At 67.6% G+C, this 21255-nt stretch carries 19 protein-coding genes; 8 read left to right on the top strand and 11 right to left on the bottom strand.

The features are described 5' to 3' along the window. Window positions 1-7 precede the first annotated feature (7 nt). The 5 genes from gspN to YS110_06415 all read left to right on the top strand — a co-directional run bounded on the left by gspN (window position 8) and on the right by YS110_06415 (window position 6914). On the top strand, window positions 8-868 hold the full coding sequence (gene gspN / locus YS110_06435) for a type II secretion system protein N (GenBank protein ID UJB64408.1): 861 nt from the start codon (window positions 8-10) through the stop codon (window positions 866-868). A gap of 28 nt (window positions 869-896) precedes the next feature. Then, window positions 897-3365 (top strand): type II secretion system secretin GspD, encoded by a 2469-nt coding sequence (gene gspD / locus YS110_06430; GenBank protein UJB64407.1) that lies wholly within the window; start codon window positions 897-899, stop codon window positions 3363-3365. Beyond that, window positions 3362-4783 (top strand): type II secretion system ATPase GspE, encoded by a 1422-nt coding sequence (gspE, locus tag YS110_06425; GenBank protein UJB64406.1) that lies wholly within the window; start codon window positions 3362-3364, stop codon window positions 4781-4783. The genes gspD and gspE overlap by 4 nt, the downstream gene beginning before the upstream one ends. Window positions 4784-4787: 4 nt before the next feature. Continuing rightward, window positions 4788-5996 (top strand): type II secretion system inner membrane protein GspF, encoded by a 1209-nt coding sequence (gene gspF, locus YS110_06420; GenBank protein UJB64405.1) that lies wholly within the window; start codon window positions 4788-4790, stop codon window positions 5994-5996. A 90-nt stretch (window positions 5997-6086) separates the two neighbouring features. Beyond that, entirely contained in the window at window positions 6087-6914 is an 828-nt protein-coding gene (locus YS110_06415; protein ID UJB64404.1) for a Crp/Fnr family transcriptional regulator, read from the top strand. A 254-nt stretch (window positions 6915-7168) separates the two neighbouring features. Here the strand turns inward: YS110_06415 and YS110_06410 are convergent, their stop codons facing one another. The 5 genes from YS110_06410 to YS110_06390 are packed head-to-tail and all read right to left on the bottom strand — an operon-like array spanning window position 7169 to window position 11688. Then, a complete protein-coding gene (locus YS110_06410; protein ID UJB64403.1) occupies window positions 7169-7891 on the bottom strand; it encodes a lytic transglycosylase domain-containing protein in 723 nt (240 codons plus the stop codon). Continuing rightward, window positions 7885-9150 (bottom strand): NnrS family protein, encoded by a 1266-nt coding sequence (locus YS110_06405; GenBank protein UJB64402.1) that lies wholly within the window; start codon window positions 9148-9150, stop codon window positions 7885-7887. The genes YS110_06410 and YS110_06405 overlap by 7 nt, the downstream gene beginning before the upstream one ends. A 26-nt stretch (window positions 9151-9176) precedes the next feature. Next, a complete protein-coding gene (locus tag YS110_06400) occupies window positions 9177-9968 on the bottom strand; it encodes an ATP-binding cassette domain-containing protein (GenBank protein ID UJB64401.1) in 792 nt (263 codons plus the stop codon). Continuing rightward, the gene (locus YS110_06395) at window positions 9965-10759 is read right to left on the bottom strand and encodes an ABC transporter permease subunit (GenBank protein ID UJB67373.1); all 795 of its coding nucleotides are present in this window, start codon (window positions 10757-10759) and stop codon (window positions 9965-9967) included. Before YS110_06395 ends, YS110_06400 begins: the two co-directional genes overlap by 4 nt. 5 nt (window positions 10760-10764) lie before the next feature. Beyond that, complete coding sequence (locus tag YS110_06390) at window positions 10765-11688, bottom strand: ABC transporter substrate-binding protein (GenBank protein UJB67372.1); 924 nt, start codon at window positions 11686-11688, stop codon at window positions 10765-10767. A gap of 468 nt (window positions 11689-12156) precedes the next feature. On the opposite strand from YS110_06390, the gene YS110_06385 reads away from it, so the two are divergent. Further along, the gene (locus tag YS110_06385; GenBank protein UJB64400.1) at window positions 12157-14331 is read left to right on the top strand and encodes a TonB-dependent receptor; all 2175 of its coding nucleotides are present in this window, start codon (window positions 12157-12159) and stop codon (window positions 14329-14331) included. A gap of 272 nt (window positions 14332-14603) precedes the next feature. After that, on the top strand, window positions 14604-15389 hold the full coding sequence (locus YS110_06380; protein ID UJB64399.1) for a hypothetical protein: 786 nt from the start codon (window positions 14604-14606) through the stop codon (window positions 15387-15389). A 34-nt stretch (window positions 15390-15423) separates the two neighbouring features. Here the strand turns inward: YS110_06380 and YS110_06375 are convergent, their stop codons facing one another. The 6 genes from YS110_06375 to YS110_06350 all read right to left on the bottom strand — a co-directional run bounded on the left by YS110_06375 (window position 15424) and on the right by YS110_06350 (window position 20586). Further along, window positions 15424-16233 (bottom strand): hypothetical protein, encoded by an 810-nt coding sequence (locus YS110_06375; GenBank protein UJB64398.1) that lies wholly within the window; start codon window positions 16231-16233, stop codon window positions 15424-15426. Window positions 16234-16250: 17 nt separating this feature from the next. Next, window positions 16251-16901, bottom strand: a complete 651-nt coding sequence (locus tag YS110_06370; GenBank protein UJB64397.1) for a DUF2971 domain-containing protein — start codon at window positions 16899-16901, stop codon at window positions 16251-16253. Window positions 16902-17113: 212 nt separating this feature from the next. Next, window positions 17114-17443, bottom strand: coding sequence for a hypothetical protein (locus YS110_06365; protein ID UJB64396.1), 330 nt, complete (start codon window positions 17441-17443; stop codon window positions 17114-17116). A gap of 43 nt (window positions 17444-17486) precedes the next feature. Then, on the bottom strand, window positions 17487-17906 hold the full coding sequence (locus tag YS110_06360) for a hypothetical protein (GenBank protein ID UJB64395.1): 420 nt from the start codon (window positions 17904-17906) through the stop codon (window positions 17487-17489). A gap of 105 nt (window positions 17907-18011) precedes the next feature. After that, window positions 18012-18869: a hypothetical protein gene (locus tag YS110_06355; GenBank protein ID UJB64394.1), complete on the bottom strand. Its 858-nt coding sequence runs from the start codon at window positions 18867-18869 to the stop codon at window positions 18012-18014. A 688-nt stretch (window positions 18870-19557) separates the two neighbouring features. Then, window positions 19558-20586 carry an IS110 family transposase gene (locus tag YS110_06350; protein UJB64393.1) on the bottom strand — a complete coding sequence of 343 codons (1029 nt, stop codon included), beginning with the start codon at window positions 20584-20586 and terminating at the stop codon, window positions 19558-19560. Window positions 20587-20859: 273 nt separating this feature from the next. On the opposite strand from YS110_06350, the gene YS110_06345 reads away from it, so the two are divergent. After that, window positions 20860-21237 carry a hypothetical protein gene (locus tag YS110_06345; GenBank protein UJB64392.1) on the top strand — a complete coding sequence of 126 codons (378 nt, stop codon included), beginning with the start codon at window positions 20860-20862 and terminating at the stop codon, window positions 21235-21237. Window positions 21238-21255 lie beyond the last annotated feature (18 nt).

The raw sequence follows: 21255 nt of genomic DNA, 5'->3' as shown, positions 1-21255 counted from the left end.
TCGTTCCATGAACACCGCTGCCACTGTCACCGCGGCCACCGCCGCCCCCGCCACCACCACCGTGGCCCCGCCACCTTCCGGCGCGAAGGCCGCCCCCCGGGCATGGCTGCGCAAACGCCCGGTGCGCATCGCGCTGGGCGCGCTGCTCTGCCTCGTGCTGGCCGCTCTGGCCATCGCGCTCACGCCCGCGCGCTGGGCCGTCTCGGCGTTGTCCATCCCCGGCCCGATGCTCGCGGTCGATGCCCACGGCACCCTCTGGTCCGGCGGGGCCACCTTCTCGTTCGGCCGGCCCGAACTGCGCAAGCCGGTTCCCGGCGAACTGCGCTGGCGGCTGGGCCTGGACGGCGGCCCCCACCTGGCGGCCACCCACCCCGGGCTGAAGGGCGAACTCCGGCTCGACCTGACCTGGGGCGGCCTGCGCGCCTCGCCGCAGACGTTGCGCCTGCCTGCCGGGCTGCTGGCGGCGGCGTATTCCCGCTTCGCCATCGTGGCGCCCGAGGGCGAGCTGGAACTGCGCTGGCCGTCCACGCTGATCGGCTGGGGCTCCGCGCCGCCCGTGGGCAGCGAACGGCTCGACGTGCGCTGGAACGGCGCCGCCTCGTGGATGACGCCCGTGCGCCCCATGGGGGCCTACCGTCTCCTGCTCACCCAGGGCGACGGCGCGCGCATCGACCTCGCCCTGTCCACGCTCATGAGCCCGCTGATGCTCGAAGGTGCCGGCACCTACTCGCCCGCCGAGGGACTGCATCTGGACGGCAAGGCCCGCTTCGACACCGCCACCACGCGCGAAGGCCGCATCGCGCTGCGCGAACTGCTGGCCGCCCTCGGCACGCGGCGGGCGGACTACTACCAACTGAGCTTCCAGTAAACGGGGCGCACCGCCAACCATGACCGCCATGCTTTCGTTTGACCCCAATTTCCCGCCAAGGCAGGGGGGATGCCGCCCGGCGTTCGCTCCGCTGGTTCTGGCTGCTTTGCTGGCTGGTTGCGCATCTTCCGAAAACCCCGCGGCACCCCCCCGTGCGCTGCTGATCGAGCGCGCCCCGCCCACCGGCTGGGCCGCCGCGGCGCCCGCGGGGCCGGCCGCACTGCCGCCGGCGCAGCGGGTGGACGCCGAGGCCGAGACGCAGGCGCAGCCCGAGCGCATCACCGCGCGCAGCACGCGGCCAGCCGCGGCGCCGCTGCGCAGCGCAAGCCGCGCTGCGGGCGACGGCCAGCGGATCACGCTGAATTTCCCCAACACCGACCTGGGCGCCGTGGTGGCCACGCTGGCGCGCTTCACCGGCAAGAGCTTCGTCATCGATCCCCGGGTCAAGGGCAACCTGACCCTGGTGTCGGAGACCCCCGTCGCCCCCGACACGGCCTATGCCATGCTGCTGTCGGCGCTGCGCATGCAGGGCTTCGCGGTCATCGACGCGGGCGGCGTCAGCCGCGTGGTGCCCGAGGCCGACGCCAAGCTCCAGGCCAGCCCCGTGGTGGGCGCGGCACGCGGCGCTGCCGCGCCGCGCGGCGGCGAGATCGTCACGCGCATCTTCCCGGTGCGCTACGAGAGCGCCGAGGCGCTGGTGCCGGTGCTGCGCCCGCTCATCGCGCCGAACAACACGATCAACGCCTTCCCCGGCAACAACAGCCTGGTCATCACCGACTACGCGGACAATCTCGACCGCATCGCCCAGGTCATCGCGGGCATCGACACCCCCATCGCGCTCGCCAGCGACTACATTCCGGTGCGCCATGGCGTGGCGCTCGACGTGGCGGCCATCGCCTCGCAACTGCTGGATTCCCAGGCGCGCGACGCGAACGAGCGCGTCACCATCGTCGCCGATCCGCGCAGCAATGCCCTGCTGGTCAGCGCCCGCAGCCCGGAGCGGCTGGAACTGGCGCGCAACCTGCTCGCGCGCATCGACGTGCCGCAGGCGCGCGCGGGCAACCTGCACGTGGTCAACCTGCGCAACGCCCAGGCGACCCAACTCGCCGAGGTGCTGCGCGGCGCGCTGTCGGGGCAGGGCAGCGGCCAGACGACCGATACCGCCAGCAACGCGCTGTCCAGCACCCCCGCCACGACGCCGGGCGCCGCCACGGCCAGCGGCACCGGCACCTTGCAGCAGGCGGCAACGCAGACTGGTGCGCGCAACAGCACCGCCACGGTGCAGCGCACGACCGGCACCGCCAACCGCAACGCCAGCCGCCCCGTGTCGTTCACGGCGGGCGGGGCGACCGTGCAGGCCGACCCGACGACCAACACGCTGATCATTTCCGCGCCGCCGCCGCTGTACCGCAGCATCCGCGAAGTCATCGACCTGCTGGACCAGCGGCGCGCCCAGGTGCTGGTCGAGGCCCTGGTCGTGGAGGTCAATTCCGAGAACGCCGCCCAGCTCGGCGTGCAGTGGATGTTCGGCGGCGACCGCATCGCCAACGGCGGCACGGCTGTCATCGGCGGCACCAACCTCGGGGGCAGCGGCCTCTCGGCCTCCAGCGCCACCGCCAGCACCATCGACGCGCTGGGCCAAGGCCTGAACCTGGGCATCGTGCGCGGCACGGTGGACGTCCTCGGTAACGAAGTGATCAACCTGGGCCTGCTGGCGCGGGCGCTGAAAAACCAGTCGGGCACCAACGTCCTGTCCACGCCCAACCTCATGACCCTGGACAACGAGGAGGCCAGCATCATCGTCGGGCGCCGCGTTCCGTTCGTGACCGGCCGCTACACCACCAGCGGCGACGGCGCGAGCAACCCGTTCCAGACCGTCGAGCGCGAGGACGTGGGCCTCACGCTGCGCATCCGGCCGCAGATTTCCGAGGGCGGCACGGTCAAGCTGGCGCTGTATCAGGAGGTCTCCAGCATCGATACGGTGGCCTCGCAATCGGCCGCGACGCTGGTCACGCGCAAGCGCGCGCTGGAGACCAACGTGCTCGTGGACGACGGCCAGATCATCGTGCTCGGCGGGCTGCTGGAAGACTCGGTGGACAACGGCACGTCCGAGGTGCCCGGCCTCGGCAGCCTGCCCGTGGTGGGCCGCCTGTTCCGCTACGACAAGAACAACCGTACGCAGACCAACCTCATGGTGTTCCTGCGCCCGCACATCGTGCGCAACAGCCAGGACGCCGCCAGCCTGACCCTCGACCGCTACAACTACATGCGCGGCTCGCAGACGCAACTGCCGCGCGACACGATGAGCCAGTTGCTGCCCGACCTGTCGCGCACGACGCTGCCGCCGCTGCAGCAGGACCCGCAAACGCAACTGCTGGACATGCGGGGCTCGGCCCCGGGCGGCGCGTCCGCAGCGCCGGTGCAGGATGCAGTGCAGGAGCCGGCCGCGCCAGCGCCAGCGCCAGCCCCAGTGCCAGGAGGCACCGCAGCACCATGAGCGTGAGGCTGCCCTACGCCTGGGCGCGCGCGCAGCGCGCCCTGATCGAGGTCCGGCCCGAGGGGCTGACGCTCGCCGTCAGCCCCTCGACGCCGCGCTGGGCGCGCACGGAAATCCGGCGGCGCCACGGCGATCTGCCCGTGCGCGAGGTCGGCGATGGCGAACTCGACACGCTGCTGGCCGCCAGCTACGCGCAGACCGGCGACGCAGCCGCGGTGGTCGATGCCGCCGCCAACGAGGTCGATCTCGACCGGCTGATGCAGGACATCCCCGAGGTCGAAGACCTGCTGGAAACCCGCGACGACGCGCCGATCATCCGCATGATCAACGCGCTGTTCACCCAGGCCGCGCGCGACGGCGCCAGCGACATCCACATCGAACCCTTCGAGACCCACTCGGTGGTGCGCTACCGCGTGGACGGCACGCTGCGCGACATCGTCAACCCGCGCCGCGCGCTGCACAATGCGCTGGTCTCGCGCATCAAGGTCATGGCCCACCTGGACATCGCCGAGAAGCGCATGCCGCAGGACGGGCGCATCGCGCTGCGCGTGGGCGGGCGGCCTATCGACGTGCGCGTGTCCACGCTGCCCACCGGGCATGGCGAGCGCGCCGTGCTGCGCCTGCTCGACAAGGAAGGCGGGCGGCTGGAGCTGGAGCGCCTGGGCATGGCCGCCGAGGTGCGCGCCCAGCTCGACCGGCTCATCCACCTGCCGCACGGCATCGTGCTCGTGACCGGCCCCACCGGCAGCGGCAAGACCACCACGCTGTACGCCGCGCTCGGGCGGCTCGACGCCCGCACCACCAACATCCTCACGGTGGAAGACCCGATCGAATACGACCTGCCCGGTATCGGCCAGACCCAGGTCAACGCGCGCATCGACCTGACCTTCGCCGCCGCGCTGCGCGCCATCCTGCGCCAGGACCCGGATGTCGTCATGATCGGCGAGATCCGCGACTTCGAGACTGCGCAGATCGCCGTGCAGGCGTCGCTCACCGGCCACCTGGTGCTCGCCACGCTGCACACCAACGACTCGGTGTCCGCCGTCACGCGCCTGATCGACATGGGCATCGAGCCCTTCCTGCTGGCCTCGACGCTCCAGGGCGTGCTGGCCCAGCGCCTGGTGCGCAAGCTGTGCCCGGCCTGCCGGCAACCCCAAGCCGACGGCAGCGCCGCCTGGAACCCCGCCGGCTGCGCGCAGTGCAACCACACCGGCTACAGCGGACGCACGGGCATCCACGAGCTGTTCGTCATCGACGAACGGCTGCGCGCCATGATCCATGCGAACGAGAGCGAACAGGTGCTGCGCCAGAGTGCGCTGGCGGCCAGCATGCGCACCCTGCGCCAGGACGGCGACCGCTGGATCGCCCAGGGCGTGACCACCGACGAGGAAATCATCCGCGTCACCCGGGACAACTAGCGCCATGCCGACCTACCAGTACGAGGCCGCCGACGCCAGCGGCCGCACCGAAAAGGGCAGGCTGCAAGCCGAGAGCGAGCGCCATGCACGCCAGACCCTGCGCGCGCGCGGCCTGCTGGCCCTGACGGTGCGCGAGGCGGGCATCCAGCGCGCCGGCGCTGGCCTGCGCTTCGGCCCGCGCCTGTCGGATGCGGAGCTGGGCTGGCTCACCCGCCAGATCGCCAGCCTGCTGCTCGCGCACCTGTCGCTCGAAGGCGCGCTCACGGCCACCCTCGACCAGGCGGAAAACCGCCACACCCAGCAACTGCTCGCCAGCGTGCTCGCCGACGTGCGCGCCGGGCACCGCCTCGGCCAGGCCCTGGCCGCGCACCCGCGCGACTTTCCCGAGGTCTACCGCGCGCTGGTCGATGCGGGCGAGGAAGCGGGCGACATCGCCCAGATCATGGTGCGGCTGGCCGGCTACATCGAGTCGCGCGGCAGCCTGCGCGGCAAGGTGCTCAACGCCTTCATCTATCCGGCCATCGTCAGCGTGGTCTCCATCGGCATCGTCGTCTTCATGCTGAGCTACGTCGTGCCGCAGGTGGTGGGCGCCTTCACCCGCACGGCGCAGCAACTGCCGCTGCTGACCCGCATCATGCTGGCGGGCAGCGACTTCGTGCGCGCCTGGGGCCTGCCCGCCGCGGCGGGGCTGGCGGGCTTGTTCGTGCTGTGGCGGCTGCGGCTGCGCGCGCCCGCCGCGCGCCTGGCCTGGCATGCGCGCAAGCTGCGCCTGCCGCTGTTCGGCCGCTACACGCTGGGAGTGGATGTGGCGCGCTTCGCGGCCACGCTCGCCATCCTCACCGACAGCGGTGTGCCGCTGCTGGCCGCGCTCGAAGCCGCCGAGCGCACGCTCGCCAACGACCGGCTGCGCGCCGCCGTGCGCGACGCCACGGACCGCGTTCGCGAAGGCAGCCCCCTCGCGCAGGCGCTCCAGACCCAGAAGGTCTTCCCGTCGCTGCTGATCCACATGGTCGCCAGCGGGGAGCGCTCCGGCGAGCTGCCCGCCATGCTGCAGCACGCCTCGCAAACGCTGTCCGCCGACCTGGAGCGCCGGGCCATGACCCTCACGGCCCTGCTGGAGCCCGTGATGATCCTGGTGATGGGCAGCGTCGTATTGCTCATCGTGCTCGCCATCATGCTGCCGATCATGGAAATCAATCAATTGGTCCGCTGATGGGAAACCGAATCGATTAAAATGATTGCAAATAGTTCTCATTCAGAAAACGAAAGGCACCCACGAAGCTCAGACGATAGGGGTACTTCCATGAAAACTGCGGCCGTGTTGGACATGCTCGCGCAATCGCCCGTCTTCGCCAAGGCGGGCCCCGAGACGCTGCGCTCGCTCGCGGCGGACGCCGAACTCATGCAGCTCAAGGCCAGGAAGCACCTGTTCTTCATGGGCGAGCCCGCGGCGCACTTCTATCTGGTCACGACGGGCTCCATCAATCTCTACCGGCCCAGCTACTCCGGCGACCGCAAGATCTTCCGCACGATGGAGGACGGCGACCTTCTGGTCGAGACGGCCATGTTCCTCGACCCGCCCGAATACCCGCTGTCGGCGATGGCGGTCAGCAACTCCGTGCTCTACCGCTTCCCGCGCGCCAGCCTGCTGCGGTTGTGCAGGGGGTCGCCGGACTTCGGGCTCGCGATGCTCGAAGGTATGGCGGTGCGCATCTCGCAGTCGCTCAACCGCATCGACCTGCTGACCGTGGGCAACGCCGCGCAGCGCCTGGTGCTGTACCTGATGGACGTCTACATCCAGCAAGGCACGGCCTGGCTGGTGCTGCCCGCGAGCCAGGCCGTGCTGTCGCGCCAGCTCAACATCACCCCCGAAACCCTCTCGCGCCAGATGAGCAACTTCCGGCGGGCCGGGCTGATCGGCGAGAACGTGGTGCAGAAGGAATACAACGCGCAGCAGATGAACGTGACCTTGCTGGACATCCCGGGCCTGTGCAAGGCCGTCGACCTGCCGGCGCCCGATCCTGAATTCGAGCGCGCCAAGCCCACCCGGCGCCTGGGCAGCAGCCTGTTCGACTGCTGCAACTACGCCAGCGTCACGCTGGGCCGCATGGCGCTCAAGCCCGCTGGGTAAGCTTCTACCCGCCCGGCGCAACGCCGGGCGGGTGCTCCCCAAATAATAGCTGTTAGCGCTTGACTGGTAAGCGCTGGAGGCCAATTTGGCTCGCAAAGAAGCCCCCGGTGATCGGCGCCAGGGAACCGGATCGCACTGCGAAGGAGGTACGCCCACGATCTGCGGTAGTTGATGGCATGGGAGGCCTTGGGCACACACCGCTAATCCCGCCGGTCTGACGCGCCCCTCGGGCGACCGGCTGCGCGTTCACCGGATCACCAGGGCGGCAGGGCCGCTCCGTTTTTTCTTTCAGGCTGTTGCTGTTGCGGCGGCTTGCGCTGCGCATACAGCCGCATCACCGTCTTCACGTAGTTCTGCGTTTCCGGGTAGCCCGGAATGCGGTTGCCCGCGCGCCGCACCGCGCCCTCGCCGGCGTTGTAGGCCGCCAGCGCCAGTTCCAGGCTGCCACCGAACATGCGTATCAAGTCCGCCAGGTAGTGCGAGCCCGCTGCGATGTTGACGCGCGGATCGTGCAGCTTCGCTTCCAGGGACAGCCGGTCGTCGGTCCGCACACCGTAGCGCTGCGCGGTGGCTGGCATGAGCTGCATCAGCCCGCGCGCGCCCTTGGGCGACACCGCGCCGGCATCGAAGGCGGATTCCGTGGCGATCAGCGCGTGCAGCAGCTCCGGGTCGAGCGCATGCGCGCGCGCCGCTTCCTGCACCGCGTCGCGCCAGGGGCCGTCCCGTGGTGCGGCGGGGTGCGGCCTCGGCGGGATGCCCGTGGCCAGCGTCACGCCCAGGGTACGTTCCCGAACCGAGTCCAGCAGATCCTGCGCCCGGAAGAACACCAGGTAGCGGCCGTCCAGCGGCTCGGCGGACAGGTGGGTCACCCCGTCGTCGTCCACGTAGCCGTACACGTCACCGGCGTGGCCCGGCACGGGCAGCGCCAGCGCCGCCGCGGCCATCCAGCTTCCGAGCCAGCGGCGCGGCCTCAGCATGCCTTGACCCCGCCACTATGTTCGTCCGTGCGCTCCAAGGGCTCGGCGCAGCCTTCCAGCCCGTCGATGCGCGGCCCCGTCAGCACCGGCCACGTCATCGCCAGATAGACGGCGAAGCACGCGGCCCACAGCAGGCCCGAGACGGCCAGCACCCACGGCGCAGCCGCTTCCGTGCCCGCCACGGTGCGCAGCAGCACCGCCAGCACCAGGGTCGCGGCGGTCGCGGGCAGCCACGGGCGGCGGTCCAGCCAGCGCCCGGCATGGATGCGCCCCACCAGCGCCATGATCGTGAAAATGCTCAAGCCCATCGCGCCCGCCATCAGCACGTGCCGCCCGGTGGAGGCCGTGATCGGGGCGCCGAGCCAGGCCGCGCCCATCAGCGCGTAGCCCAGCGCGATGAGCCAGTAGAACGCATACATCATCAGCGCCCAGCGCTTGAACAGCGGCCGTCCCACGTGCCAGTCGTTCAGCAGGTTCAGCATCGCGGTAGCGGTTGCCAGCGCCGTCCAGCCGGTCACGTAGTCGTGGCCCAGCGCGAACTCCGTGGCGCTGCACACGCCGATACAGAAGGTCGCCAGATTGCGCCGCGGCGGGCGTGCCAGATAGCCCACGTCGCCAGGATCGGGCTCGCCGGGGCGCCCCTGCTCGATCACGCCGTTGACCACCGCCATCGACACGCGGCTGGCGGCGATCACGATCAGTACCATCACCGCGCCCACGGCCAGCCGCAGCCAGGCAATCGCATCGCGCTCCAGCGCCAGCGCCGCGAAGAAGCCCATTTCCAGCAGCGCCAGCAGGCCCAGCGCCCAGGCAAAGCTCACATGGCGGCGCAGCGGGTCCTGCCACACAGCGGGCGTCAGCTCCACCAGCAGCCACACCCACAGCGCCAGGTTCAGCAGCGCCGCGGGCCACAGGCCCAGCCACTGCGGCCAGCAGCCCGCCAGCGCATAGGCCAGCCGCGCCGCGAGCCACAGCAGCGCCAGCCGCGCCAGCGCGGGGCGTCCGATCGGCGTCGTCTGCGTGAACTCGGGGATGGCTGTCAGCGCAAAGCCGGCGATCGACGCGGCCACGAAGCCAAAGATCAGTTCATGCCCATGCCACGGCAGGCTCCCGCCCGGCATCGTGGCCGGCAGCAGGCCATACAGCATCAGCAGCCACAGCACCATCAGGATGGCGGCGCTCGCCGCCGTCAGCACGAAGAACGGGCGGAAGCCGCACATGTACAGCGGCCCATGGCCGTGCACGGCTGCGCGCAGCATGGCCCGCAGGCGGGGCAGGGCGGCACTCAAACCGCGCACCCCGCATGGCGCGCGTGCTCGTGGCTGTCGGGCAGCACGATGGCGCCCTTGGCCAGCCCGAACCCGATGCGCACTTCGTCCAGCATCATCAGCTCGGCGGTGGTCTGGTAGACCCAGGTGCCGTCGCGCTCGGCCTGGGGCGTCTCCAGCGCGAACTCGCGCACCACGCGGCCCGGCTCCGGCACCATCATCAGGATGCGGTCGGCCAGCCGCACCGCTTCCATCAGGTCATGGGTGATCATCAGCACCGCCGTGCGGTAGCGCCTGACCTGCTCCAGCAGCAGGCGGTACAGCTCGGCCTTCAGGCCCACGTCCAGCGCCGAGAACGGCTCATCCAGCAGCAACAGGTCGGGGTGGGGCGCCAGCGCGCGCGCCAGCGACACGCGGCTTTGCATGCCGCCCGACAGCTCGTGCGGGTATTTCGCGAGGTCGTCCACGCTCAGGCCCATGCGCTGGCCCAGCTCGGCCGCCTGCCTGCGCCGCGCGGGGTTGGGCACCCGCAGGGCCTTGAGGCCCAGCGCGATGTTGTCCAGCGCGGTCTTCCACGGCATCAGCCGGGGTTCCTGGAACACGCACGACGCGCCCCGGAACGTGGACTTCATCACGATCTCCGAGGGCGTGAGCAGATCCGCCACGATGTGCAGCAGCGTGCTCTTGCCGCAGCCCGACGGCCCCACCAGCGCCAGCGTCTCGCCCGCGTAAAGATCGAGCCCCACGTCGCTCAGCACCTCGGTCAGCCCATAGCGGTGGTACAGATGGCGGATATGCAGCTCGCTCACCGTGCGGACTCCGTGCGCCAGCGTTCCACGCGGCGCTTGACGGGTTCAAGAAACAGGTACTCCAGCGCCAGCAGCAGCCCCAGCACCGCCACGATCCAGCCCAGCGACGTGGCCGTATCCAGTTGCGCGCGCGACACCGCGAGCGCCGCGCCCACGCCATCGACCGTGGTCAGCAGCTCGGCCATCACCACCACCTTCCACGACGTGCCCAGCGCGGTGATCCAGGAAGGGAACAGGTAGGACATGACGTGCGGCAGGTACACGTCCGTCACCATCATCCAGCCCGGCAGGCGGAAGTTGCGCGCCACGTCGCGCAGCTTGTTGTCCACCGTGCGCGCGCCCTGCATCGCCCCGGCGAAAACGAGCGGAAAGCACGCCACGAACACCGTGAACACCGTCGTCGCATCGCTCATGCCGAACCACAGCATGGCCAGCACCAGCCAGGCAATCGGGGGCATGCCCAGCAGCAGCGTCACCAGCGGGCGCGACGCCATCGCCGCCGTCATCGAGCGCCCGGCCATCACGCCCAGCGCCGTGCCCACGGCCAGCGCCAGGCCCAGCCCGTACAGCGCGCGCCGCGCCGAAATCACCAGCTCCGGCGCCGCCAGCCCCGAGCCCACCATGAACTTGAGCTGGCTGAACGTCGCCATGGGGCCGGGCAGCACCAGGTCGCCGTACACCTTGCCGCCGAACTCCCACACCGCGAGGAACAGCAAGATGCTGGTGATCGCCCCCCAGCCGCTCCACAAATAGCCCAGCACCGACGCCAAGGCGCCGCGCAGCCACAGCAGCGGGATCATGGCGTCAGTCCGTAGAACGCCGCGTCCGGCAGCTTGTTGCCCACCGTGGCGGGCGAGCGTTCCAGCAGCAGGCCCAGGAACGTCTCCAGCTCCGCGCGGACATCCGCCGCCGTCGCATAGTGCCGCGGCAGCACGGCGATCGAATCGGCCACCGCTTCCGGCGTCAGCATGTTGACGTACTTGGCCACCAGCGTGCCGCACTCCTGCGGATGATCGAGGCACCAGCGGTACGAGGCCGCGTAGGCCGCCTCCAGGCGGGCCACCAGCGCGTCATCCTTGCGGGCATCGCCCACCACCACCATGCCGGCCTGGGGCATGCGCGCCTCGGTCTTCATCAGGCGCCCCCACTCGGCTTGCAGGTTCACGCTGCGGTACAGATCGGGCGCCACCATCGACATCGGAAACGAGCGCGTCTTGCGCAGCGCCATCGACACCGCGGGCTCGGCCAGCAGCGCATGGTTCACCTGCCGCTTCACCAGCGACTGCATCGCATCCAGCGGCGAAGGCATGTAGCGCACCGTGAAGTCCCGGCGCGGGTCCAGCCCCGAACGCTCGGCCAGGAACGTGAAAACGATGTCCGGCATATCGGCCCGGAACGGCACCGCCACTTCCTCGCCCTTGAAATCCGCCAGCGTCTTCAAATCGGGATTGCGCGACACCATCCACAGCAAACCCCACACCGACACGTTCACCAGCCGCAGCGGCACGCCCCGGTTGTAGAGATTGGCCGCCACGTTGGTCGGCATCGCCATGAAATCCGCCTTGGCATCCATCGCCAGCGCACGGAGCTGATCCGGGTTCGACCAGGGCTGGAACTCCACGTGGCGGGCCACGCCGGCCAGCGCGCCGCTCTCCACCATGTGCATCAGCGGAAACGACACCGCCGCGGGCGGCCCGGAAAGTACCAGCCGCTCGCGCACGGGAGCGCTCGCGAGCGGTTCGGCGCCGGCGGCTGCCCAGGAAGGCAGCGCCAGGGCCGCCAGGGTGGCGAGCACGTCACGGCGGGCGGATACGGACGAAAAAGGAGAGTGTGTGGGCAACACTTTCAATAGCCTAAAAGCGGGTTTCTTCGGTGCTCACGCTGCGAACGACCGGCGTCATTGCCTGTCGGAGCGTGGCCGCATCGTCATGCGCGGGCGGGGGATGGCCGCCTGGGCAGACTGGTACGTGCGCCTACATTCGAAATGGTAATAATAATCATTTAACATTTTATGTGCACGATTCCGCAAAAAATCTTCGCACAGCGGGCGCAATTGACCCCATGACAATTGTCATTGGGTAGCGTTGCAAAGCGGATTGAGAATGCGTGTCAGTTGCCTTGCGATCGGGAAACCACGGTTTCCAGGCCGCAGGGCATTACTTCATCCAAGCAACAGCACTCAAACACCATGACCCAATTGCGTATGCGGCCCCTGGCCGCAGCCATCGTGGCGGGCCTGCTGGCTGGCGGATACGCACACGCTCAGCAGAAGCCCGAAGCCCAGGCCACCCTTCCTTCCGTCACCATCAAGGAATCGGGCGGCGCCGCCGCGATCCAGAAAGGGGAACTGCAGCAGACCTTGCAGCAGGTGCCCGGCGGCACCAACCTCATCGACCTGGACCAGCACACCGGCAGCCAATCCACCGTGGCCAAGGTGCTCGACTTCGAGCCTGGCATCATCATCCAGGAATTCTTCGGCGGCAACGACCAGCCGCGCCTGAACATCCGCGGCTCCGGCATCCAGGACAACCCCGTCTCGCGCGGCATCCAGGTGCTGCAGGACGGCCTGCCCCTGAACCAGGCCGACGGCTCCTTCATCATGGGCCTGTTCGACCCCGAGCAGGCGCAGTACATCAGCGTCTACCGCGGCTCCAATGCCCTGCGCTACGGCGGCACCACCCTGGGCGGCGCCATCGACTTCAGCCAGCGCAACGGCCGCAACAGCCTCTCTTCCATCAACGTCGAGGCTGGCTCCTGGGGCGCCCGCAAGGCGGCGGCTGCGCTGGGCCGCCAGTTCGGCGAGAACAAGGAATGGGACATCTACCTGCGCGCCAGCCGCCAGGAATCGGACGGCTGGCGCAGCCACAGCGGCGGCGAGCGCAGCAACCTCGGGCTCAACATCGGCATCGACCGGGGCACCTGGGCCAACCGCACCTACGTCAACTACACCGACAACCACTTCGACGTGCCGTTCCTGCTCACCAAGGAACGCGCGCTGTCCGACCCGCGCTCGGTCATCGGCGACTACGCCGACCCCAACAACCGCTCCATCGAGGACTTCCTGAACGTGCGCGTGCGCAAGCCCATGCGCGACACCGAGCAGGTGCGCATCGCCAACAAGACCAACTGGTACGGCGACGCCACCAACGGCTCCCTCGGCTTCTACGCCGAGCACGTCGATGACAAGCTCAAAGGCCCCGCCTGGCAGGCCAACACCAAGGCCCGCAACTACGGGCTCGACGCATCCATCGACCACACCCTCACGCGCGCCAACGGCCGCAAGACCCGGCTGGAAGGCTTCGTATCGGCCAACACCGGCACCATGCCGCGCGACTACTGGATGGTGCACCCCGACGACGGCAGCCTCGTGCGCACCTTCGGCAGCGTGGACCTCGACGCCACCAACGTCGTCGCGGGCGGCCAGGTCATCCATGACCTGTCCGACACCCTGCAGGCGCTCGCCGCCGGGCAGTACGTCTACAACCGCCGCAAGGTCGCCGACCTGCGCGCGCCCGGCCTGCTCGACAGCGACCTCGACTACAAGGCCTTCAACCCCAAGGTCGGCCTGATCTGGAAGCCCGCCGAGCACCAGCGCTACTACGCCAACATCAGCCGCAGCTCCGAGGCACCCACCTTCTGGCAGCTCGTGGACCTCGGCCCCGGCAGCGTGCCCGCATCGCCCAACAGCCTGTACCTGATGACCAAGCCGCTCAAGATGCAGGAGGCCACCACGTTCGAGATCGGCACCTCGCAGCGCACCGGCCCCATCGCCTGGGAAGCCACCTACTTCTACTCGCGCGTCAAGAACGAGCTGATCGCCGAAGTGCAGAACTTCGCCATCGACGGCACCACCGTCAACTACGACCATGACACCGTCCACCAGGGCATCGAGCTGGGCCTGAACGCCCGCACCCCGCGCGGCGTCTTCACCCGCACCGATTCGGTCAGCTTCCGCGGCGTGTACAACTACAGCCACTTCCGCTTCAAGGGCGGCCGCTACGACGGCAAGCAGATCGCGGGCGTGCCCGTGCATCTGCTCATGGGCGAAATCGGCTACCAGGTCAACGACAAGCTCGGCTTCAGCCTCAATGCCCGCTGGCAGCCCAAGGACACCCACATCGACCACTACAACGGCGGCCTCAAGCAGGACAAGTTCCTGCTGCTCGGCGCCAACGTCACGTGGCGGCCCACCAAGCAGTGGGAGGTGTACCTCGACCTGCACAACATCACCAACAAGACCTACCAGACCGCCTACGTGGTGCGTGGCCTCTCGGCCGAGGATGCCACGTCGGGGCTGAGCGCGCCGAGCTTCGTGCCGGGCCCCGCAAGGCACTTCTTCGTGGGTGCGCGCTACAGTTTCTGATGAGCGCGGACGCGGCTCGCCCGCCGCAGTCGCGCCGATGGCCCATGCTGCGGGGCGGATGCACCCGCCTGCGGTGACCGGGCATGGCGGCGGCAGGGCATCGATGCGCCTCGCGGGCATGACGGCCCGGGTCGCAAATCGGCGATGGTGGTTTCCCCATAAGGCTACGCCGGCACGGCATGGACGAGCCGCGCCGACGCCGGCACTGATTCTTCATGGGGACATGCGATCCGCAGGGAAGGGTGCCTGCCCAACACACTCCAATGCAGACAATGACCGCGACGCCAATAGAAACCATCAAAGAAGCGGCTGAGGATTGCCGGCATCCTGAGCTGGCGCGAATCGTCTGGTTGGACAGCGAGATCGGCTTGTACAACCTGGCGGATGCCGCAAGCCATTGCGAGTGCTTTATCGACGTGCCGCTCAGATCTGTTGTGGCGCTGGGCCGGAAAGACTTCTGGAAGACCGGCGATAGCTGGACCCAGGCCCTCGCAAATATCAGGGGGGACGGGTGGCCCAGCGAGATCTTCGGCTATTTCGAGTCGGAACTGAGGGACAAGGAGTTTCCTGCACCGGGCAGCAGGCGCGAGCTGCGTCTCCAATGCGTAGGGGGCGCCTGCCAGGTTGGCAACGGAAATCACCGGCTGGTGGCCGGGAAGAATTGGCTGATAGCCCGGAAAGGCGGCGACGCGCGGCTGCTCAAGGCCAAGGTCTCGTACTATCGTTTGCCCGCCCCGGCGAAAGAGCTGCTGACGCGCGCCGTTCGCGGGGGATTCGAGATCCGCGTTTCCGTTCCGCGTTTCGGGACATCGAAGGCGTGCCATGTCCTCATCTCTAAGGATTGGCACTACGAGCTCTGGGCTTGGGACGGAGAAGACCTCACGCTCAAGCACCGGCACAAGGCGCTCGCGGTGCTGGCGTGGTGGTTCAAGAAGGATATCCCGGACTCCACGCAGAACTGGAAGCCGCTGCCGCGCAACGTGGCCGAGGCAATGATCGACGATGACTGGGCCACCGGGCAGTTGCCGTCGGCCACTGGGATGGCGCCCGGCGGCTGACAAAGAACCGCTCCTTGTCGGTTTTGCACGAGCGCTACATCAGCTCGAACGGCGACAAGACGCCAGCGAGGTGTTCTGGGCGCTCCTTGTCCACCACCAGCCAGAGCATCGGGCCGTCGCGGACCCGCGATCTCTGCAACACCTCGTCCACGGGCATGTCCACCCGCAGCAGATCCTCATCGCGCAGTTGCACCAGTTCCAGGCCCGCGGCCCTGGCGTGCTCAATGGTCTCGCCCAGGCGAGCCCTCTTTGTCCCTGCAGCGCCCAGGTACTTGGCCAGGCCGAGCTCCGAGATCAGGGACCATGATCCCTCGAGACGCACCGGCAAGAAAGAAAACGAGTGCATCAGCATGAGTTGCCGGGCATGGGCGACGGGTTGCCACTGCATGACGGTCACGGGTGACGCGACCATCAGGTTGCCCACGGTTCTTTCTACATCAGCCATCAGCGCGTCCTCCAGCCCGATGCACAGCGCGATGGCGGCATCGGTCGCATGGCGCGCGTAGGCGCCGGTGTGCATGGCGTCGTTGCGCGCGGCCTGGACCGTCCGGAAGAGCGCGTCGAAGGGCTTGAACGTCGAAGGGAAGCTCATGGCCAGCGCCGTCAGGACAGGGGCTTTCCGCGCGCGTACCGCGATGCGGGGTTTGTAGCGTTCCAGCGCGGCTTGCTCGCCAAGCAGCCGCAGGCCGAGCGACTCGAGTGCGAAACAGATGGCGCCAAAGCCTTCCGCATCCGCCAGCGCCGTGTAGCGAGCCTCCCGAAGGCGGTCGCGGTAGTGGACGCATTCGTCCTGCCCGAGTTCGCGGAGCTCCGGATCCGGGCGGGGCGTGCGACGGCGAGGCATGCGTTCGGTGAGGTCCGTCAGGCACGATGGGACTTTGCCTTGTAGCGCCGGGCAAACTCGCGCCAGCCTTGGCTCTCGATGAGCGACGAGTGGCTGATGACCGGGCACGCGAACTCGCCGCACGCGTCCAGAATAGCGGCGCGCACCGACTCGAAGACCGGCTTCGGCATCCAGGGGTTCAGGCTGATCCGCTCGATGATGGCGAGGTCGACCTTGACGCGCTTCGGTCCCTCCTCGACGGCCTCGTTCTCATAGACGGCCCGGTACTCGCCTTCATCGCCATAGCCGAAACGCTTCAGGAAGGGTAGCCGCGCGATGGGTGGCCTCTCGCCGTCGAGCTCGTCCAGCTTCAGGTACTTGACCTTTCTGACCCTGACTCCTGCGGCCCGCATGGCCTCGGTGAATTCCTGTCGCAGGAACTGGATGCAGACGCCGTTGCTCCTGTCGGTGAAGACCTTCCAGTGGTGGTAGGTCTCGCCGCGGCTCGTCAGGCACAGGGCCCGCAACGTCCCGAGCTTCCGGCAGTCCGCATAGGTCTGCATCATGAGCCGGTCGTTCCGGTCGTCCCAGGTATCGGGCGGCAGCAGCGTGATGGCCTTGCGGCGCAGTAAGTCCAGCAGCGAAGCCAGGTCGGTATAGCGGCGGAAAACCCGTGTTGATTCGGTCATGGAAAGTCCTCGTGAACCGTTGATCGCTGATCGCTTGCGTCCACGGCGGCGCAGGCGGGGCCCGAGACGGGTTTGCCCAAAGCTTCGCAGGAGCGCATTCGGTAGGCGCCCAGGCGACGCGATACCGGGAGGTCGCCGGAAGGAGCTGGTCACCCATTCTCGCCGGAGCCGCCAGGCTGCGTTGCTCGCCTCTGCCGGCAGGCGCGTTGGATCTAAAGCAGTGTGAATCCCAGGGCGGTATTCACCGATTCCTTGACCGCGTCGAGCGCCGCATTGATCGCCGCTTCGGCCGCGAGAATGCCCAGCCCTTCGATGGTCAAAAGAACGGCGCGGCTCGCGTTCTTCTGGATATCCAGATGGAGCGCCGCCTGCTCCCCGTTGATCTTGCCCGAAGCCGTGAGGGCTTCGATCATGAGGAGGGCCTGGGCCATTTTCTTGGCCTCCGCTTCGCCGTACTCCTTGATGTCGGGCCATTGCTTCTTGAAGACGCCCTTGAAGGCGGCCAAGATGTCTTTTCCGAGCTGGGATGCGCTTAGAGCCATTTCACTCTCCAGTGGGCGGTGGGCGGTGGGCAGGGGCGTCGTACTATTCGCCGCGGCGCTTTGCGAGTTCGAGCTTGAGGATCGCGGTAAAGATCGAGTTGAACTGGATGCGCAGCGGCTTGATCTGATCATTGGTCAGGCACGCGATCCTGTGGAGCTTCTCCAGGCTGTCGAGGCTGTTCGAGAGCAGGGCGGTTTCCTGGGTGGTGGGGTCGTTCTTCGGGATCGCGGCAGCGCGCACCGAGATGGCGCTTGCCTCCACCTTCGCTTCGTCGTAGAACGGCTTGTGCTTCTCGTATCTGCACTCCGGCAGGCCCTCGGAATTCTCCAGGGCGATGAAGTGCGCCTCGGTCTTCTTCTGGAGCGCCGTCACGGTCCTGTCGGTGGTTTCGTCGTAGCTGCTGATCAGTTTGATCGTGCAGCCGGGCAGGGCGAACGCCAGCGCGAGGATGCTGGCGCTCAACAACGAACGGGGCCTTCCAAGGCGCTTTTTTCCTGGCATTCCATCCCTCCTGTTCTGGCATCCAGCGGTGAGCAAAAATAAATGGCAAGTGGATCCGGGAGCAGTTCACACGAAATCGGCCTGCTCCACGCTGTACCGCCGCGCGCCCAGCGTTCCCTCTGCCGTGAGGCGGCTGATCTCCGCCTTCAGCGTCCTGATCCGCTCCCGGTATTCCAGCTCGCCGATCTTCAGCAGGGCGTCGAGAGGCTTCGGCTGCTGCAGCGCCGAAACGATGACCGGGCTCTTGGCGCGGCCCTGGTGGCGGATATCGGCCACCACCAGGCAGATCGTGTCGTCTGCTCCGTCGAGTTTGTACTGCTTGGCATAGCCCAGCATCTGGCTCTTGAAGAGGCTGATGCCCACGTCGAGCTGCACGTCCCGGTGCTGCGGATCGTTCTGCGCCCAGTGGATGAACTTGGCCGCCTGGATGATCTCGGTATCCTCCACCTGCTCCAGCGAAGGGTTCAGGTAATCCATCAGCCCGCTGGTGGAGGCATCGGACTCGAGCGCCACCAAGCCGTTGTCCGTGACCTTGCAGACTCTGCCGCCGTGCAGCGCGAGGTCGGGAAAGTATTCCTGGGCCAGGGGCAGCGCGAGCAGTGCGCGCAGATACCGGACGAAGTCGCCGTTGGGGACATGCGCCGCGAACTGCAGGAACGAGAACGTGAAGCGCGCCCTGTCGTAGGTGTTGAGGGTGTGGAACAGCGCGCCCTCGGCCCAGGCCGTCGGGTGGATGAAATCCGCCCAGAAGCCATAGGCAGGCCGAAACGCCTCCCGGTCGTACCGCTGTGCAGGGGCTCCCTTCAGATTCTGGATGCCCTTGCCGCCCAGGTAGGAAACCCGGCTGCCGATGAAGAACCGCTGTCCGTCGATCCTGCCGAAGTACTGGTTGCCATTTTCCAGGGAGAAACTGACGACTTTCATGCAAGCCTCCGAAGGTTGTTGGAACGCGCAAGGCTAGGGGAAGAGCAACACTGGAGGAGCGCGCGTCTTCGCGCACTGTAGCGTTGCGGCGGAACAAGGCAACAGATAATTTGCCAGAGGAATGCTGAGGTGAATCCCGGCTGGGTCGCTGGCCGCTTCAGTGGCTGCAGCAAAGGGACCGGGCGGCAGCCAGTCCTTGCCTCGCAGTGGGCCCGGCGCGTTGCTCAACAGTCCCGGTAGTCCTCGGGGTACTCGATCCCATGCAGGAACCACAGGCTCTTGGCTTTGCTGTCTACAAGGGCTTCCCCACATTCGCAAGCAATACCTCTCCCTGGGTTTATCGCGCAGCGATAGACCCAGGCATGGTCTTCAACGGTTTCAGCTCAGTTCCCAGCCTTGTGCGTGCAGCGCGTCGATGCTTCTTGGCAAACGGTGCGGACGGCGTGACTACAAACGGTCATTAGCGCTACCTTCTGTGTCGGCAGCAAACCCTGATGAAAGACGCGCGCCGGGGGCTCCATTCGTTAGTCGGGTCTTGGGATCTCTCCCATGGCTCCCCTCCAGTTAACCGAGCATTCCCCGGCGCAGGTCCAACCTTTTGCACATCAACGACTGCCTTCACGCGGCGGATTCCTGATCTGTTGGGCTTGTCTTGCTTGCGTTGTTTGTCTTGCCTGGCCTGATCGGCTCAGGCGGGCATCTTGAAGTTCTCCCCCCTTTGCAGCACGGCCCAGCACATGCGTGCGTTCTTGGCCGCTATCGCCACCACCGCGCGCCAGTAGCCCCGGCGCTCGGCCAGGCTGCGTGCCCAGCGGCTGAGGCTGTCTTGCTTGGGCGCTCGGGGGTTCATGGCGGCAGCCAGCACGGCCCGCGCTCCCATCACGAGCAGGCTGCGCAGGTAGGCGTCTCCTGCCTTGGTGATGCGCCCCAGGCGCTGTTTGCCGCCCGAGCTGTATTGCCCGGGCACCAGGCCCAGCCAGGCGCTGAAGCTGCGCCCGCAGGCGAAGTCGTGGCCGTTGCCCACGGTGCTGATGAGGGCCATGGCGGTGGTCTGGCCTATGCCGCTCAGTTGCATCAACTGCCGTGCCTGCGTGTTGTGGCGGGCCATGAAGGCAATGTGGCGGTCGTATTCGGCGATGCGTTCATCCAGCCCGGTGACTTCACTGAGCAGGTCGCCGATGACGGTGTTGGCCCAGCCGGGCAGGTCTTCGAGGTGGGCCAATGCTTCGCGCCGCACGGTGGCGGCCTTCAGGGGCAGCACGATGCCCAGTTCCGACAGCAGGCCCCGGATGCGGTTGAGGGTGGCGGTGCGCTGCTCCACGAAGCCCTGGCGGGCGCGGTGCACCATCAACTGGCCTTGTTGTTCAATGGTCTTGAGGGGCACGAAGCGCATTTGGGGCCGGGTGACAGCTTCGCAGATCGCCGCAGCGTCGGCGGCATCGTTCTTGCCTCGTTTGCCCGAGAGGCGGTAGGGGGCGACGAACTTGGGGGCCATCAGGCGCACGGTGTGGCCGAGCTTGTCGAATTCCCTGGCCCAGTGGTGTGCGCCGGAGCACGCTTCCATGCCGATGAGGCACGGGGGCAAGGCGGCGATGAGTTCCAGCAGTTTGTCTCGGGCCACGCTGGGGCGCACCAGCGCGGGCTTACCTGCTGCATCCACACCGTGAACGGCGAAGACGTTCTTTGCCAGGTCGATTCCTACGGTTACGATGGTCATGGACTTCCCCTTCCATAAAACAAGCGTGTTGATGAGAGATTGCACTTCCCATCGTGGCACTTGGTTGCCGTTCTGCGCAAATGCGCGCTGCGCTTGGGACGGGGAAGTCCCTTTCATTCGTTGGGCGCCTGGTTGAAGATCAACGCTTGGCATTCCCCGTCGGCCTTGTCGATCAGCTGGGCCAGCAGGGCTGGCGTTGCGGCGCTGCTGGTCTGAGAGGTTCGCACGCCAGGCTTCCAATTCCTCGATGCCGAGCTTTTCCATGTAACTGAAATGCTTGCCCAGGATGCCGCACAGAACGTCCGAAACCTGGATGGCTGGCTCGTCCTGCGAATTGGCAAAGCGGTACGTAATGGCTTCACCGTCGCAATGGATCCGCCGCCGCCCCAGGCATGCGCGGATCTGGGGTTCTTCGTCGAACACATGCACCGCGTTCGTGAAGGTGGCCAACTGATGGAGGAACATGGCGTCGAAGCTGTTCAGCAGCACGTCCGGCTCATTGTCGACCAGGAGGTCGAGCGTGGTGTCGCACGCGGCATCCTGCAGCAGGTCGCACAGCGCCATGGTCGCGAAGTTTCGGAACAGGTAGGCGGCGGATGTTATTCGTCTCGTCGTAGTACAGCGTGTAGCGCTTGTGGATGTTCGGCATGAAGTCCAGCCCGCCGGGCC

Source organism: Acidovorax sp. YS12, assembly GCA_021496925.1.
Classification (GTDB): domain Bacteria; phylum Pseudomonadota; class Gammaproteobacteria; order Burkholderiales; family Burkholderiaceae_C; genus Paenacidovorax.
Note: the sequence above shows the minus strand (reverse complement) of the source record. Positions and strands in the feature narration are given on the sequence as shown.